The organism is Streptomyces sp. Tu 2975 (assembly GCF_009832925.1).
Classification (GTDB): domain Bacteria; phylum Actinomycetota; class Actinomycetes; order Streptomycetales; family Streptomycetaceae; genus Streptomyces.
Window position 1 is genome coordinate 3,382,361 of sequence record NZ_CP047140.1, and the last position, 15,562, is coordinate 3,397,922.

Consider the following 15,562-nt stretch of genomic DNA (forward strand, 5'->3'; position numbering starts at 1 on the left):
AACGAGCGACGGCGTCGGCGTGGAGTTCAGGGGAAGGTCACTCCCACTCGATGGTGCCCGGCGGCTTGCTCGTCACGTCCAGGACCACGCGGTTCACGTCCGCGACCTCGTTGGTGATCCGCGTCGAGATCTTCGCCAGCACCTCGTACGGCATCCGCGTCCAGTCCGCCGTCATGGCGTCCTCGGACGAGACCGGGCGCAGCACGATCGGGTGGCCGTAGGTGCGGCCGTCACCCTGGACGCCGACGCTGCGGACGTCGGCGAGCAGCACCACGGGGCACTGCCAGATGTCGCGGTCGAGACCGGCCGCCGTGAGCTCCTCGCGGGCGATCGCGTCGGCCTCGCGGAGCAGGTCGAGCCGCTCACGCGTGACCTCGCCGACGATGCGGATGCCCAGACCCGGTCCCGGGAAGGGCTGGCGCTGGACGATCTCGTCCGGCAGGCCGAGCTCCTGGCCGACCATGCGGACCTCGTCCTTGAACAGCTTGCGCAGCGGCTCGACGAGCTCGAACTCGAGGTCCTCGGGCAGACCGCCCACATTGTGGTGCGACTTGATGTTGGCGGTGCCGGTGCCGCCGCCGGACTCGACGACGTCCGGGTAGAGCGTGCCCTGGACGAGGAACGCGACGTCCTCGCCGCCCGCGGCCTCGGCCACGATCTCGGCCTGGGCCTGCTCGAAGACCCGGATGAACTCGCGTCCGATGATCTTGCGCTTCTCCTCGGGTCGGAGACCCCGGCCAGAGCCTTGAGGAAACGGTCCGCCGCGTCGACGACCTTCAGCTGGACACCGGTGGCGGCGACGAAGTCCTTCTCGACCTGCTCCGTCTCGCCCTTGCGCATCAGACCGTGGTCGACGTACACGCAGGTGAGCTGCGAGCCGATCGCCTTCTGCACGAGCGCCGCGGCGACGGCGGAGTCCACACCGCCGGACAGACCGCAGATCGCGCGCTTGGTGCCGACCTGCGCGCGGATGGCCTCGACCTGCTCGTCGATGACGTTGCCCGTGGTCCAGTTCGGCTCGATGCCGGCACCCCGGTAGAGGAAGTGCTCGAGGACCTGCTGGCCGTAGGTGGAGTGCATCACCTCGGGGTGGTGCTGCACGCCGTACAGCTTCTTCTCGTCGTTCTCGAAGGCGGCGACCGGCACCACGTCGGTGGACGCGGTGACCGTGAAGCCCTCGGGAGCGGCGGAGCAGGCGTCACCGTGCGACATCCACACCGACTGCTCGTCCGGCGTGCCCTCGAAGAGCGTCGAGCCGCTCTTGGAGACATGCAGGGGCGTGCGGCCGTACTCCCGCGCGCCGGTGTTGTCGACGGTTCCGCCGAGCGTCGTCGCCATCAGCTGGAAGCCGTAGCACATGCCGAAGACGGGGACCCCGGCCTCGAAGATCGCGCGGTCCAGGCGCGGGGCGCCCTCCGCGTAGACCGAGGAGGGGCCGCCGGAGAGGATGATCGCCCTCGGGTTCCTGGCCAGCATCTCTGCCACCGGCATGGTGGACGGGACGATCTCGCTGTAGACCCGGGCCTCACGGACGCGGCGGGCGATGAGCTGGGCGTACTGGGCACCGAAGTCGACAACGAGGACTACGTCCGGGTTGGAGTGGTCGGCGGCGGCGGAGGGTGCTGCTGGCACTGGTGGCGGCCTTCCGGCGGGGAGAGAGGGTCTGCTATGTCGATTCTACCGGCGCGCCGGAGATCCCATTTCGTCTCACCATCCGAACCCGGTTTGGCCGGTGCGGCCCGGCCGGGTCCATACTGGCCGCATGCAGAAGCAGCTGACCTTCGTCTTTACCTATGGCACCGGCCCGTCCGGCTGCCATGGTCGTGCTGCCTAGCTTCAGACAGCGACTTCCCAGGCGCCCCGGGCCGACAAGGCCCGGGGCGCTTGTGCATGTCCGGGCCGTGCCGATCCGGGGCCCCACCGATACCCGAGGAGCCCATGAGATGTCCGTCACCGAGACCGAGAAGACCGGCGCCCGCACCGAGACGGCCGCCACGGTGATCACCGGTGCGCGGGAGCGCATCGACGCGCTCGACGACCGGATCATCGGCCTGATCCAGGAACGGATGGCCGTCTCCGCCGTCATCCAGGACGCCCGGATCGCCTCCGGCGGCCGCCGGGTGAACCTGGCGCGCGAGATGGAGGTGCTGGGGCACTACAGGGACGCGCTGGGCAAGCCGGGCACGTCGATCGCGATGACGATGCTGGAGCTGTGCCGGGGCCGGATCTGAGCGGCCGGGTACTCCTGCGTATCTGCGTTCGGGCGCATCCTCACCCGTACGGCGCGTGACGCGCCCTGCCGGTCCTCGTTGGTCCCGTTGTCCGTGCCAGCCAGGGGCGGCCTCGAAAAAACCACGCGTGGCTCCGCTGGTGCGTGTTGACGTACTGCAGGTTCGTCGTGGGACCTCGCACCAGCGCGCGTGACCGGTCGGCAGGGGACAGCAGCCCGGTCACCCAAAGCGGTCGGCTCCGGGGACGCCCGGCGCCGGCCGCATCCGGTTCCGACGGTCGCACACGCCCGTTCCCCCCGTCCCGTACGACGCGACACGAGCACGTCCGCTCGCCGCGCGACCACATGACCGAAGGCCGGACCCACCCGGCGCGTCCCCTCGCGCCTCTCCCCCATGGACGCGGGACGACCCCCGACCCCGCGGCCCGGCACCGGTGCTTCCCTGTCGCCGGTGCCGACCGGAAGGGCCCCGCGGACACGACGTCCACGGGGCCCTTTCGCGATGTCCTGCGTGCGCGCTCCCGTGACTCCGTCGGCGGCGAGCGCCACGGCGGCCAGGCCGGCGAGTACCGTCCGCTGCACCGGTTGGCGGGCCGCGCAGGTCCGTCTCCTTCCAGCCATGGCCGCGTATGTGGCGCAGGTCACATAAAGATCCTGTGAGTCGACGTGCAACCAATCACCCTGGTCACAGGTCATGCATGCGTAACAAGGACCTCAGTTGTTCGCACCCACCGTGGTGCCGGGGGTCACAACCAGCCTTGTACCGCGTCCGGCGGTACCCGGACTTCACTGAGGACTCAATGAAGCTTCGCCGTGCCATGGCCGTCGCCGCCGCGACCGCTGTCATCGCCCCTGCCACGTTCCTGGCGGCGCCGGCCGCGTTCGCGACGGACGCGAGCCCTTCGGCCACGGAGACCACTTCCCCGGCTCCCAGCGAGTCGGAGACCACCTCCCCGGCGCCCTCGGAGTCGGAGACCACGTCGCCGGCACCCAGCGAGTCGGAGACGACGTCGCCCGCGCCGTCCGAGTCCACCACGTCCCCGGCTCCCAGCGAGTCGGAGACCACCTCCCCCGCGCCTTCGCCCTCCACCTCCGCTCCCACCCAGGATCCTGAGGACCCCGAGGAGCCTCCTTACTGCGAGGAGCTGGACGAGAACTGGGAGGAGAAGGCGCTCGACCTCAAGATCAGCGGCCTGCCCGGCCAGATCGTGGCCGGCAGCGGGTGGGAGGAGTTCAACCTCACGGTCACGAACAACTCCAAGGCCGACCTCAAGGAGGTCGCCTTCTACGCCGAGGTCGAGAACGACCAGCTCGAAGAGGACAAGTGGCTCAGCAAGCACGTCGAGCTGCAGTTCCGTCTCCCGGGCACCGACCAGTGGGAGCGGATCGGCGACTCGGAGTGGGCCGGTGACTACTTCTGGGGCGTCGAGACCATGAAGTCCAAGGACTTCGTGAAGATCGACCTCCGCCTCAACGTGGCCAAGACCGCTCCGGCCGCCGAAAGCTACTCCTTCGGCTCCGGCGGCTACCTGGGCGACGTCGACGGCCAGGAGTGCATCGCGGAGAACGCCGGCGTGTACGCCGACTTCACCGTCCTGAAGCCGGGCTCCCCGAACCCGAACCCGGGCGAGGCCGAGCCGGGTGACGGCGAGGGCCAGGACAAGGGCCCCGACACCAAGCCCCAGGGTGACGTGAAGGAGCTCCCGGTCACCGGCAACCTCGCCGAGACCGGTTCCGACTCGACCCTGCCGGTCATCGGCGCGGTCGGCGGTGTCGCGATCCTCGCCGGCGCCGGTGTCGTCTTCGCGATGAAGCGCCGCCGTGGTGACGCCACCGCGTAACGCCTGAAGCTCAGGCGCACAGAGCCACCAAGGCCGCTGCACTCGGAGGGGGGTGCAGCGGCCTTCGTGCGTGCGGAGCGCCCGAAGGGCGGTCAGGCATCCTGAGGCTTGGGCAGAGCCGCCTTCTCCGCGCTCGCCGCCTTCTCGGCCATGACCTCGGCCGCCTTCTCGGTGCTCGCCGCCTTGTCGGCCACCGACTTGGCCGTCCTCGGCGGGAGGGCCGGCATGCCGAGGAACGGCAGCTTCAGCGCACCGAACGCGTCCGCCGGTACGGCAGGGGCCTTGGGCGGGACCGGGGTCAGGCGCTCGTACGCGCGGGACTGGGCCGGGCGGGGATCCTCCTCGCCCTTGTTCGGCCAGAACGACATCGCCCGCTCCGCCTGGGCCGTGATGGTCAGCGACGGGTTGACACCGAGGTTCGCCGACACCGCGGAGCCGTCCACGACGGAGATGCCCGGGTGGCCGTACAGCCGGTGGTACGGGTCGATGACGCCGTCCGCCGCCGTGGCGCCGATCGGGCAGCCGCCGAGGAAGTGCGCGGTGAGCGGGGTGCCCATCACTTCACCGATGTTGGAGCCCGCGAAGCCGTTGATCTCCTCCGCGAGCAGGGACGCCGCACGGGTCGCCTCAGGAATCTGGTCGGGGTTGGGTGCGCCATGGCCCTGGCGGGCGGTGAGCAGTCCCTTGCCGATCCCCTTCGGCTTGCGGTACGTCGTCAGCGAGTTGTCGAGCGACTGCATGACCAGGCCGATGATGGTCCGCTCCGACCAGCGCCGGTTGGACAGGGCGCGGACCGCGAGCCACGGGTGCCTGGCCATGTTGCCGAGCCAGCCGACGACGCGGCCCTTCACCCGGTACGGCACCTGGAGGACGGTCATGCCGCCCATCGCGTTCGAGCCCCTGCCGTAGCGCACGGGCTCGATGTGCGTGTTCTCGTCCGGGTGGATCGAGGACGTGATGGCGACACCACGGGTGAAGTCGACCCGCTCCGCGCCGTGCCGCTTGCGGTAGCGCCGGTTGTCGGTCTGGGCGCCGACGAGCGCCTCCGAGTTGGTACGGGTCAGCTCGCCGAGCCGTGCGGACAGGCGCGGCAGCAGTCCGCCGTCCTTCATCCGGTGCAGCAGGGTCTGTGTGCCGTACGTCCCGGCGGCGATGACGACACGGCGGGCCGTGAACGTACGGCCCTTCCCCTTGCGCCTGTTGTCGCTGGGCTGGGTCTTGATCGCGAAACCGCCCCGCGAGTCCTCCGTGACGGCGACCACGGACGTCATCGGGTGCACGGTGGCACCCGCCTTCTCCGCGAGGTACAGGTAGTTCTCGTTGAGCGTGTTCTTCGCTCCGTGCCGGCAGCCCGTCATGCACTCGCCGCACTCGCTGCACGCCCTGCGGGAGGGTCCGGCGCCGCCGAAGTAGGGGTCGGCAACCTCCTGGCCGGGCCTGGCCCGCACGGTGCCGTCGGCGTCGTCGCCGTCCCCGAAGAAGACTCCGACCGGGGCCATGTGGAAGGTGTCGCCGACGCCCATCGCCTCGGCGGTCGCCTTCAGGTGGACGTCGGAAGGGGTCATCGTCGGGTTGAGCCGCACGCCGAGCATGCGCCGGGCCTGGTCGTAGTAGGGCTTCAGCTCCTCCTGCCAGTCCGTGATGTCCTTCCACTGCGGGTCGTTGAAGAACGGCGCGGGCGGCACGTAGAGCGTGTTCGCGTAGTTGAGGGAGCCACCGCCCACGCCCGCTCCCGCCAGTACCATCACGTTGCCGAGCAGGTGGATGCGCTGGATACCGAAGAGGCCGAGGGCCGGCGCCCAGAGGTAGTTGCGCAGGTCCCAGGAGTTCTTGGGCAGGGACTCGCGGGTGAAGCGGCGGCCCGCTTCCAGGACGCCGACCCGGTAGCCCTTCTCCGTCAGTCGGAGGGCGGACACGGAGCCGCCGAAGCCGGAGCCGACGACGATCACGTCGTAGTCGTACTGCGTGTCGTCGTCCGCGGCCCGGTTTCGGGCAGGGGATACCTCGGACATGGCTCTCCTCGTGAAGGGGCGGGCGTGCGGGTGCGGGTGGCGGGTCAGCGCAGACGGAAAGCCTTCATCGCCTTGAGGCTGGCGCTCATGAAGGCCGCGTACTTCTCGTCGTCCATGCCGAACGACGGTGCGAGCGGCAGCAGACGCTGCTGGGACACGGTCTGCGCCTCCGTGTACTTGAGGATGCCCTCGGAGCCGTGGCGACGGCTGAGTCCGGAGTCCTTCATGCCGCCCATCGGGGACTGGACACTGCCGTACGCCGGCGCGTAGCCCTCGTTGATGTTGACGGTGCCGGTGCGCAGCCTGGCGGCGACGGCGTGTCCACGCCGGGCGTTCTTGGTCCAGACGCTCGAGTTGAGGCCGTACGGGGTGGCGTTGGCCTGGGCGATGACGTCGTCCTCGTCGGTGAAGCGGTAGACGGAGACCACCGGGCCGAAGGTCTCCTCCGTGCACACGGCCATCGGGGCCTCGACGCCGTCGAGGATGGTGGGCTCGTAGAAGAGCGGGCCGATGTCGGGGCGGGCGACACCGCCGGCGACGAGCCTGGCGCCCTTGGCGACGGCCTCCTCGACATGGCGGGTGACGGTCTCGAGCTGGCGCTCGCCGACGAGTGAGCCCATGTCCGCCCCGTAGGCGAGGGAGTTGCCGAGCCGCATGGCCTTGGTACGGGCGGCGAACCGCTCGAGAAAGTCGTCGGCGACGGACTCGTGCACGTACAGCCGCTCGATGGATATGCACAGCTGGCCGGCGGAGGAGAAGCAGGCGCGTACCGCTCCGGCCGCGGCCTTCTCCACGTCGGCGTCGTGCAGGACCAGCATGGCGTTCTTGCCGCCGAGTTCGAGGGAGACGCCGACGAGGCGGGCGGCGGCGCCCTGTGCCACCTCGCGACCGGTGCGGGTGGAGCCGGTGAACGACACGTAGTCGGCGTGCTTGACGACCTCCGGGCCGACGACGGGGCCGTCGCCGATGACGACCTGGAAGACCTCGGCCGGCAGCCCCGCCTCGATGAGCAGGTCGCGCGCCCACAGGGCGGTCAGAGCCGTCTCGGTGTCGGGCTTCATCACGACGGCGTTACCGGTGACGAACGCGGGCAGCGCGTCACCGACGGACAGCTCCAGCGGGTAGTTCCACGGCGCGATCTGCCCCACCACCCCGCGCGGATGTCGCAGTTCGGTCGTCTTCGTGAGGACGGGGACGACGCCGGTGTGCCTCTTGGCCTTGAGGTACGAGGGCGCCTTGCGTCCGTAGTGGCGGGCGGCGACGGCGACGGCCTGCACCTCTTCGTGGGCGTGCAGGCGGGCCTTGCCGGTCTCCAGCTGGATCAGGTCCAGGCCCTCCGCCTGGCGCTGAAGGACCAGGTCGTGGAAGCGCAGCAGGACGGCCGCGCGGGCACGGACCGGGGTGGCGGCCCACGCGGGCTGGGCGGCGCGTGCCCGCGCGAAGGCCGTGGCCACGTCCTCGGGGGTGGACTCGGGGAGTTCGGCCAACCTCTCGCCCGTGAACGGCGCGTGGTTGGCCGTGCGGCCGGAGCCGGCCACCGACGTGGTCAGCCGGGCGACCAGGTCGGGGGTCACCACGTCGGCGGCGGTGCGCGCGCCGGCCGGAGCGGCGGCTGTCGGGTTGGTGCCGAGGGCGGCCGTGGTGGCCTGCGAGTCCGTCATGGGGGCGAGAGTAGGCGCAGATCAGCGCTTTGGGTACCCGTCGGTAACGCCTTTTCACCATGCACACACGACCACGCCAGCGATCACTGGCACATAACCCCTGATCAGGCCCTATGCACCTACCCAAGGCACGTCCGGCAACTTTCCCGGCCGCCTCGGGGAGCCCCGGGCCCGGTCACGGCGCCGGGGGCCGCCATCCCCGCAGCATGGTGTCGAACTGCTCGCGGGTCGTCACCCAGTCGTGCGCGGGGCCGGACATGTAGAGGGCGTATTCCGTGCCGTCGTCCTCGTAGTACATCTGGTCGATCGCCCGCCGGGGTCCGGGATGCTCCTTGCTCTCCGTCCAGGTGAACTCCCAGATCGCGGACTGCGTCCGGTCACGGAAGGTGTTCGGGTGGAGCTGCACCCGGCGGTACTCGGGCAGGCGCTTCTTCAGGCTCTTCTGCATGTCGAGCATGTGCATGTACGGGTTCTCGTGGTCGGGCGCCGGGTCGATGCTGATGCGGATGCGATGGCGGCCGTTGTCCGGGGTGTAGTCGATCTGGTTACCGTCCGCCTGACGCCGCCACCCGTCGGGCACCCAGAGGCTGAAGCCTTCCACGTCCTTGACGCGTCGCCAGCCCTCGGGGATCCCGGAGGCGTCTCCCGGTGCGGCGCTCTCGGCACCGCCCGTCCCTGCCCCTCCGGCGGCCGCGGCCTCTCCCGTACGGCCGCCCCCGCCCTCGTTCGCGTACTCAATCGCGAGGCCCGCGGCGCCGCCCAGCACGGCCGCGAGTACGACGGCGATCACTCCCGTGCGTACGCGCCCGCCGCGACGGGCGGGGGCCGGTGAGGGTGCGGGCGCCGGGACGGTGCGGGACCGGTCCACCGCGGCGCCGGGCTGCGGCAGCCGCTGCGTCGGCACCCGCGTACGGCCCGTCTCCACCGGGCCGCGGCCCTCCATGGCGTCCGTCAGCATCCGCTCCGCCTCGGCCGCCGAGGGCCGATGCGACGGCTCCTTGCGCAGCAGCGCGAGGATCACCGGCGTGAGCCTTCCCGCCCGTACCGGGGCAGGCGGTTCCTCGTCGACCACGGCCTGCATGGTCGACAGCGGCGAGGACCGCCGGAACGGCGACCGTCCCTCCACCGCCGTGTACAGCGTCGCGCCCAGCGACCACAGGTCGGAGGCCGGGCCGGGGTCGTGGCCGCGTACGCGTTCCGGTGCGAGGTAGTCGATCGAACCGACGATCTCGCCCGTCCTCGTGATCGTCGAGTCGCCCTCGATGGCCGCGATCCCGAAGTCGGTGATCAGTGCCCGGCCGTCCTTGGCCAGCAGGACGTTGGCCGGCTTGATGTCCCGGTGGAGCACCCCGGCGGCGTGCGCGGCGCCCAGCGCCCGCAGGATGTGCAGCCCGATCCGGGCCGCCTCCGTCTCGTCGATCCGCCCCGGCTCCTTGACCGCGTCCGCGAGGGAGGGGCCGTCGACGTACTGCATGACGATCCAGGGCCGAGCGTCGTGCTCGAGCACGTCGTGCACGGTGACGACGCCCGGATGGCTGATGCGCGCTGCCGCGCGGGCCTCCTTCTGGGTGCGGGCGTGCAGGACGGCCCGGTCGGCCTCCGACACGTACAGCCCCGCGGTCAACTCCTTGACCGCCACCACCCGGTGGAGCACCTCGTCATGGGCGCGCCATACCTTGCCCATACCGCCACGGCCGATGGTCTCGCCCAGCCGGTAACGCCCGGCGAGCAGCAGACCGGTGCCTGTGCTGTGAGTGTGTTCCACGTACCCCGCCCCGTTCCTTGGAATGACAGGTTACGGAGGGGATGTACGGGCACGGAACATCGGACGCCTCAAGTGACCGCACTGTGATGCGCGTTCCGTGCGCGCCCGCGCACTCAGCGGGCGGATCGGTAACTCGCCGTGGCCTGCTCGAAGATCTCGGTCACTTTGTCACGCTGCGCTTCCGGACCGATCACTTGGAGGACGTGATAGGTGCCGTCGACGGCGAGCGCGAGGTTACGCACGTACACCTCGCGGCCGTTGCTGTCCTGCCAGGTGAACTGGCCTTCGGCCATGGCCTGTCGGCCGACGTCGATACGGCGCAGCCCGGTGGCGCTCGCCCATGAGGAGTCACGGAAGGGCTGAAGCTCCGGCTCCTTGTCACGCTGATAGACCAGCGGGTCGTCGCCGTTGGCCTGGACGGTGTCCCGGCCCGGCACGACGATGAGCGTGAAATCGCCGCCGGTGTAGCGGACTTGCCCGGCATCATTGATCGGCCGGCGCTGCCATGTCCGGTCGACGGCGATGCGGAAGCCCTCCGGGTCGTCCCGGAGCACATAGCCCACGGGAAGTTCGCCGGCCGGGGCGGAGGTCTGCGGCTGCTGTGACCCGGGCGTGCCGCTGGGCGCCGGCACCGGGTCGGTGCCCGCGCCCGTACGGCCGGGGCTCGGATTCTGCTGCGACGGCTGTACGCCCGTCTCCCTGCCCTGCGGCGACCGCTGCCCGTCGTCCGCCTTCGGCATGAACAGCACCGCGTAGGTGACAGCGGCCACCAGGGCGAGCAGGATCACCAGCAGGAGCGTGCGGCCGAGCGCCCGCGGCTTACGACCCGTCGCCTGGTAGGACCGCCGGTACGACGTGTCGTAGGAGCTCTCGTACGGCTCCTCGTAGGCGCGCCGGGGTGCTGGTACCTGGGCGACGGGCCGCTCCCTGCGCCCTTCCCCTCCTCCGGCCCTGCCTCCTGCTCGGTCCCTGTTCCTGGTCTTCTTGTGGCGGTGGCGGCCGTGCGCGTCCGGGCCGCCTCCCCGACGCCTGCGGACGAGCTCACCCCGGCGGCGGACGATCGGCAGCCGCGATCCGTCGACCGCGCCGGCCGGCAGCGGTACGACGTCCGTCCCGGCCTCGGGCTCCGGCGCCGAACGGACGAGGGAACGCAGCCAGCCGCGCAGCTCCTCGAAGTCGGGCCGCTCCGTGGGGTCCTGACGCAGCAGCGACTCGACGACCGGCCGCAGCGCCCCGCACTCCTCCGCGAAGGCCGGCGGCTCGGCGCACACGAGCTGGACGAGCTCGGCGGCGCTCTCCTCCGGGTAGGGGGCATGCCCTTGGACGGCCCGGTACAGCAGCGCCCCCAGCGCCCACAGGTCGGTCGCCGGGCCCACGGGCGCGGCCAGTTGCCAGTTCTCGTGGACCGGGCCCGCTTGCTCGGGCGCCCACCGCTCCGTCACGGCACCGACCACGGTGATCCGTGCCTGGCGTGCCCGCTCCGCGGCCAACGGTGTCGCGGGACCGCGGTACGGCGCGGAGCCGCCACCGGCGACGACCTCGTCCCAGTGGCCGGGGGCCGCCGCTCCGTCCGTGGGCGCGGGGTGGCGTTGTGCGTCGGCACGCAGCGCGTCACCGCCGCGGTGCCAACTGCCGCCGGCCGAATTGTCCGTACGTGCCGCGGGAAGGGCGGGGCGCTGTCCGCCCGTCGGCCGACCGCCACCGCCCTGGCCGCTGTCCGTCCGTGCGACGGGCAGCGCGGGACGGGCGGGCTGAACGCCACGGCCGGGCTCCGCGCCCGCCCTGCGCACGCCGTAAGGGTCGTCGCGGTACGGGTCGTGGGGGCGCGGTCCCGGCAGCGCGGGGCGCCCGGCGATGCCCCGAGGGCCGCCGCCTCCGGCGGGCAGCCAACCGGTGCCCTCCCGGCCGGCGAACGGCGCCTCGTGCCAGGTGCCGGTCAGCCGGACCCGGCCGGGGCCCTCCTGCGACGGCCCTTCGCCGTCCCGTTCCCGGTCGTACGGACCTTCGCCGTGACGCTCCTCGTGCCGGCCACTGCCGAACCGGCCCCGGTCCCCGCCGTCGCGGTACGGGCCCTCGCCGTTTCGGTACGGGCCCTCGTCACGGTCCGCGCCGTACCGGCCTCCGTACCGGCCTGCGCCGTAGCGGTCCTCTTCACGATCCGCGTCGTAGCGGTCCTCATGACGATCCGCGCCGTAGCGGTCCTCGTTCCGGCCTTGGTCGTAGCGGTCCTCATGACGATCCGCGTCGTAGCGGTCCTCGTTCCGGTCTTGGTCGTAGGGGTCTTCGTACCGGCCCGCGTCGTAGTGGTCCTCGTGCCGCTCCTCACGGCCGTGGCCCTCCGCGTCGCGCGGCGGCACGCCGAGCAGGCCGAGCCCCAGGTCCTCGAAGTCCGCGTCGTCGTCCTCGTCCCGGACGGCGCCGAGCCCGAGCAGACCACGGCGTCCCTCGTCGGGGCGGCGGGCCCACCAGTCGGGGTCGAGGCCGTCCTGCTCCAGGCGGTCACGGGCGTCGGTGTCCTCGTCCTGGCGCCGGCTCTCCCCCGACCGCGCCCCGGCTCGGGCGCCGGCGCGGTAGGCCGCGATCGCCCCGGCACGGGCGGCGCGCACGTCCGGCACACCGGTGGACGGGCCGCTCTGTTGCGGCAGGACGGGGCGGCCGGGCGCGGCCTCGACCTCGTGTCCCCGGGCGGATGCGTCGACGGTGCCGACTCCCGGCCCATGCCCGGGCCCCGGCAAGTCGTCCGGCTCCACCCCGTCGTCGGTGTCCGGGTCAGGCTCCGGTACCGGCGCGTAGCCGCACAGCGCCTCCTCCGCGGCGCCGGACGCCAGTCCGGTGAGGACCACGCGTCCGTCCTCGCAGACGAGCACCGTGCGCACGGTGATGTTCCGGTGCGTCCAGCCGTGGGCGTGCAGGACGCGCAGGGCGGTCAGGACGTCGGAGGCGATCTCCGCGGCCCGGTACGGGGTGAGCGGCTTCTCCGCGAGAAGCGCCGCCAGCGGGCGGGCCGCGACCCGTTCGCTCACTATCCACAGCGAGCCGTCCTCGGCGAAGACGTCGAAGACCTGGTCCAGTCGCGGGTGGTCGGGGATCTGCGCGGCCGCCTGTGCCGCCTCGACCGCCCGCCGCACCGCCGGGTCCGTGGGGCGGCGCGTCGTGCCGCCGCCCCTGCCGCCGTGGGTCCGCCGCGGCACCGCCGCGCCGGCGAGGCCGTCCGCGTCGAGCACCTCGGCGTCGACGATCTCCGGCAACGGCACCTGCCGCACCAGGACCTCATGGCCGCTGTAGGTGTCGAACGCGCGGGTCTCCGCGAATTCGTACTCGTCGGACGGCGGCAACGGCAGGCGGTAGCGGTCGGCGAGCACCCTTCCCGCATAGTCGTCCACGACGCCTCCCCGAGCGCGCTGTCCCCGGCCGGTGCAGAAACAACGCAAGAAGCCGTCAGATCCGGTCGCTCACCGGCCTCTTGTCGCTGCGTACCGTCCGCGGGTTCTCACGATACGTGTCCTGGGTCAGTCCTTGGGGCTGAACGTGGCGAACGCCGTCCTGCGCAGCGTCTCGCACTCCTTGCTGCGCCACTCGCTCGCCTTGCACGTGATCATGATCGAGTAGCCGCGCCTGGCGTCGACCTTGAAGCCCCTGTTCAGAATACGTACCCGCTGGCCGTTCTCGTTGCGCTCGAACTGCCAGTCCGCGACGGTCGGATAGCCGTTGTACTCGACCGTCCCTATCCCGAGGTGCTTGTAGCCGTTGCTCGTTGCGCTCACACCGGCGACCGCGGCCGCCCATGCGGCCGCAGCGTCGTCCTTGGGGCTGTTGTTGAAGTCGACCTGGACACGCGGGACTCCGCCGTCGACGCTGAACTTGCCGCCCGAGTTCTGACCGGCCACACCGGTGAGCTTGAAGTTCGCGGGCATGGCCATGGTGAAGTGCCAGCGGTCGTTGGAGACCATCACGTACCCGGCCGGCAGCGTGTCGCCGCCCGCGGAGTCGTCGCCCTTGGGGTCGCCCGACGGCGGGCCGTCGGGGTTGCCGGTGCCACCGCCCTGCCCGCCGTCCTCCTCCTTGCCGGTGTCCTTGCCGGTGTCGTCACCGTTGTCGGGGCTCGCGTCGCCGCCCGCGCCACCGGTGGCCTTGTCCTCTCCGCCACCGGCGGTGGAGCCGGCCGAAGCGGCGGTCTCGTCCTTGCCCTTGGTCCGCTTCCCGGGGTCGTCGTCACCGAGGACGAAGACCAGCACGGTGGACAGCACGACGAGCAGGGCCACGGCAGCGATGATCACCAGCGTGCGGCGGGGCACCACGTCGCTGAGCGGTGCGCGCACCGGTGCGGCCCGCCGGGCGGGTGCGCCCGGCGCGGGGTGCGGCTTCGACTCCGTCTTCACGGCGGCGGCCGCGTTGCGCACGGAACGCAGCGCGCCACGGACCCGGTCGGCGGCAGGGTCCTTCGGCGCCGGGAGGACGGGAGGTACGGACGGCAGCCTGATGGCGCGGGTCGCCTCGGGCGACGGCTCGGGCTCCGCGGGGAGCACCGGTGCCTCAGGCGCGTTCACCACCTGGGTCAGCAGGGCGCGGGCACCGGCGTCGTCCAGCCGCTGGGCGGGGTCCTTGGCGAGCAGGCCGTAGATGACCTCCTCCAGCGGACCCGCGTTCTTCGGCGGGTCGAGCGGCTCGGTCATCACTGCGGTCAGCGTCGCGATCGCCGAGCCCTTGTCGTACGGCGGGCAGCCCTCGACGCTCGCGTAGAGCAGGCCGCCGAGCGACCAGAGGTCGGCCGCCGGACCGGGCTTGTGGCCGCGGGCGCGCTCGGGCGAGATGTACGACGGGGCTCCGACGAGCATGCCGGTCGAGGTGATCGACGGGTCGCCCTCGACCTGCGCGATACCGAAGTCGGTGAGCACGACGCGGCCGTCACGGCCGATGAGCACGTTGGACGGCTTCACGTCACGGTGCAGGATGCCCTCGCGGTGCGCGGAGCGCAGCACGTCGAGGATCGCCAGACCGACCTCGGCCGCCCGGCGGGGCGTGAGGACGCCGTCCTCCCGTACGACCTCGGCCAGGGACTTGCCCTCGACGAGCTCCATCACGATCCATGGGCGGTCGTCCTCGTCGACGACGTCGTAGACGGTCACGGCGCTGTTGTTGCGGATGCGGGCGATCGCCTTGGCCTCGCGCAGCGTGCGCGTGATGAGCCGTCGCTTCTCGTCGTCGTCGACGCTGCCCGGGAAGCGGAGTTCCTTGACGGCGACGGTACGGCCGAGGGTCTCGTCGACCGCGCGCCACACCGTGCCCATGCCGCCGCGCCCGAGGACGCCGCCGAGACGGTAACGCCCGGCGAGCAGGCGGCCCTCGGAACCGGTGGCGCCGCGCCCCTTGGAAACCGGCGCACCCGCGCCCGCGGCACGTTCGGTCCGGTCCGCCGGGGCGGACTTCGCCGCAGCGGCCTGCGAGCCCGCGCTCCTGTCGCCGTCGGCGGGCGACCCGGCGGACTTGCCGGCGCTCGCACCGGTGGCCGCCTTGGCGGCCGGCTCCGCGGGGCGCGTCCCGGCCTTCGTGATGGACAGCGGCTTCGCGTCCTCGGCGGCGGCAGACTTCGTGTCCGCGGAGGAATCGCCCTGCACATCCTTCTGCGCACCGGCCTGAGCAGGCGTCACGGCCGCGCCTCCGGTGGCGGGGCCGGGCTTGTGAGTGCCTTTCGCCTCGGCAGAGGCCCCGCCCGCCGCCGTGTCGGCCTCATCGGCCTCGTCGGCCTCGACCGCGCCGGAGACGCCCGGGCCCGCGGCGCCCGCTGTGACGTCGCCGTCCTCGCTCTTGTCCTCAGGGGCCGCGTCCTTGACCTCCGGGACGGCGTCCTTGATTGCAGGGGCCGCGTCCGCTTCGGCGGTCTTCGGGTCCGCCGCGCCGGCGGCAGAACCCTCGTCCCCGCCGGCGGAACCGGCCCCCGCGCCCGCGGCAGAGTCCGCATCCTCGCCGGCGAAGCCGGCCCCCCGCTGGGGCTTCCGCGACTGCTCAGCCTCCGACATGCGTCCCCTCTGCGATCCCTGATCTTCGCCCGCGCC

Annotated in this window: 7 protein-coding genes and 1 pseudogene; 2 read left to right on the forward strand and 6 right to left on the reverse strand. The window is 72.0% G+C overall.

Translation table 11 applies throughout. The annotated features are described in order from the left end of the window. Window positions 1-37 precede the first annotated feature (37 nt). Window positions 38-1,632, reverse strand: a pseudogene (gene guaA, locus GLX30_RS14740) (glutamine-hydrolyzing GMP synthase). Window positions 1,633-1,943: 311 nt separating this feature from the next. On the opposite strand from guaA, the gene GLX30_RS14745 reads away from it, so the two are divergent. Further along, window positions 1,944-2,231 carry a chorismate mutase gene (locus GLX30_RS14745; RefSeq protein WP_208545425.1) on the forward strand — a complete coding sequence of 96 codons (288 nt, stop codon included), beginning with the start codon at window positions 1,944-1,946 and terminating at the stop codon, window positions 2,229-2,231. Between the two features lie 799 nt (window positions 2,232-3,030). Next, the gene (locus tag GLX30_RS14750; RefSeq protein WP_167306827.1) at window positions 3,031-4,071 is read left to right on the forward strand and encodes an LAETG motif-containing sortase-dependent surface protein; all 1,041 of its coding nucleotides are present in this window, start codon (window positions 3,031-3,033) and stop codon (window positions 4,069-4,071) included. A 92-nt stretch (window positions 4,072-4,163) separates the two neighbouring features. Here GLX30_RS14750 and GLX30_RS14755 read toward each other — a convergent pair whose 3' ends face one another. From GLX30_RS14755 to GLX30_RS14775, 5 genes are all read right to left on the reverse strand, one after another. Further along, the gene (locus tag GLX30_RS14755; RefSeq protein WP_159688431.1) at window positions 4,164-6,083 is read right to left on the reverse strand and encodes a GMC family oxidoreductase; all 1,920 of its coding nucleotides are present in this window, start codon (window positions 6,081-6,083) and stop codon (window positions 4,164-4,166) included. Window positions 6,084-6,127: 44 nt separating this feature from the next. Continuing rightward, on the reverse strand, window positions 6,128-7,744 hold the full coding sequence (locus GLX30_RS14760) for a succinic semialdehyde dehydrogenase (protein WP_159688435.1): 1,617 nt from the start codon (window positions 7,742-7,744) through the stop codon (window positions 6,128-6,130). Between the two features lie 175 nt (window positions 7,745-7,919). Further along, window positions 7,920-9,509, reverse strand: coding sequence for a serine/threonine-protein kinase (locus GLX30_RS14765; RefSeq protein ID WP_159688439.1), 1,590 nt, complete (start codon window positions 9,507-9,509; stop codon window positions 7,920-7,922). Window positions 9,510-9,622: 113 nt separating this feature from the next. Next, the gene (locus GLX30_RS14770; protein ID WP_159688443.1) at window positions 9,623-12,892 is read right to left on the reverse strand and encodes a protein kinase; all 3,270 of its coding nucleotides are present in this window, start codon (window positions 12,890-12,892) and stop codon (window positions 9,623-9,625) included. 126 nt (window positions 12,893-13,018) lie between these two features. Further along, the gene (locus GLX30_RS14775; protein ID WP_159688446.1) at window positions 13,019-15,526 is read right to left on the reverse strand and encodes a serine/threonine-protein kinase; all 2,508 of its coding nucleotides are present in this window, start codon (window positions 15,524-15,526) and stop codon (window positions 13,019-13,021) included. Window positions 15,527-15,562 lie beyond the last annotated feature (36 nt).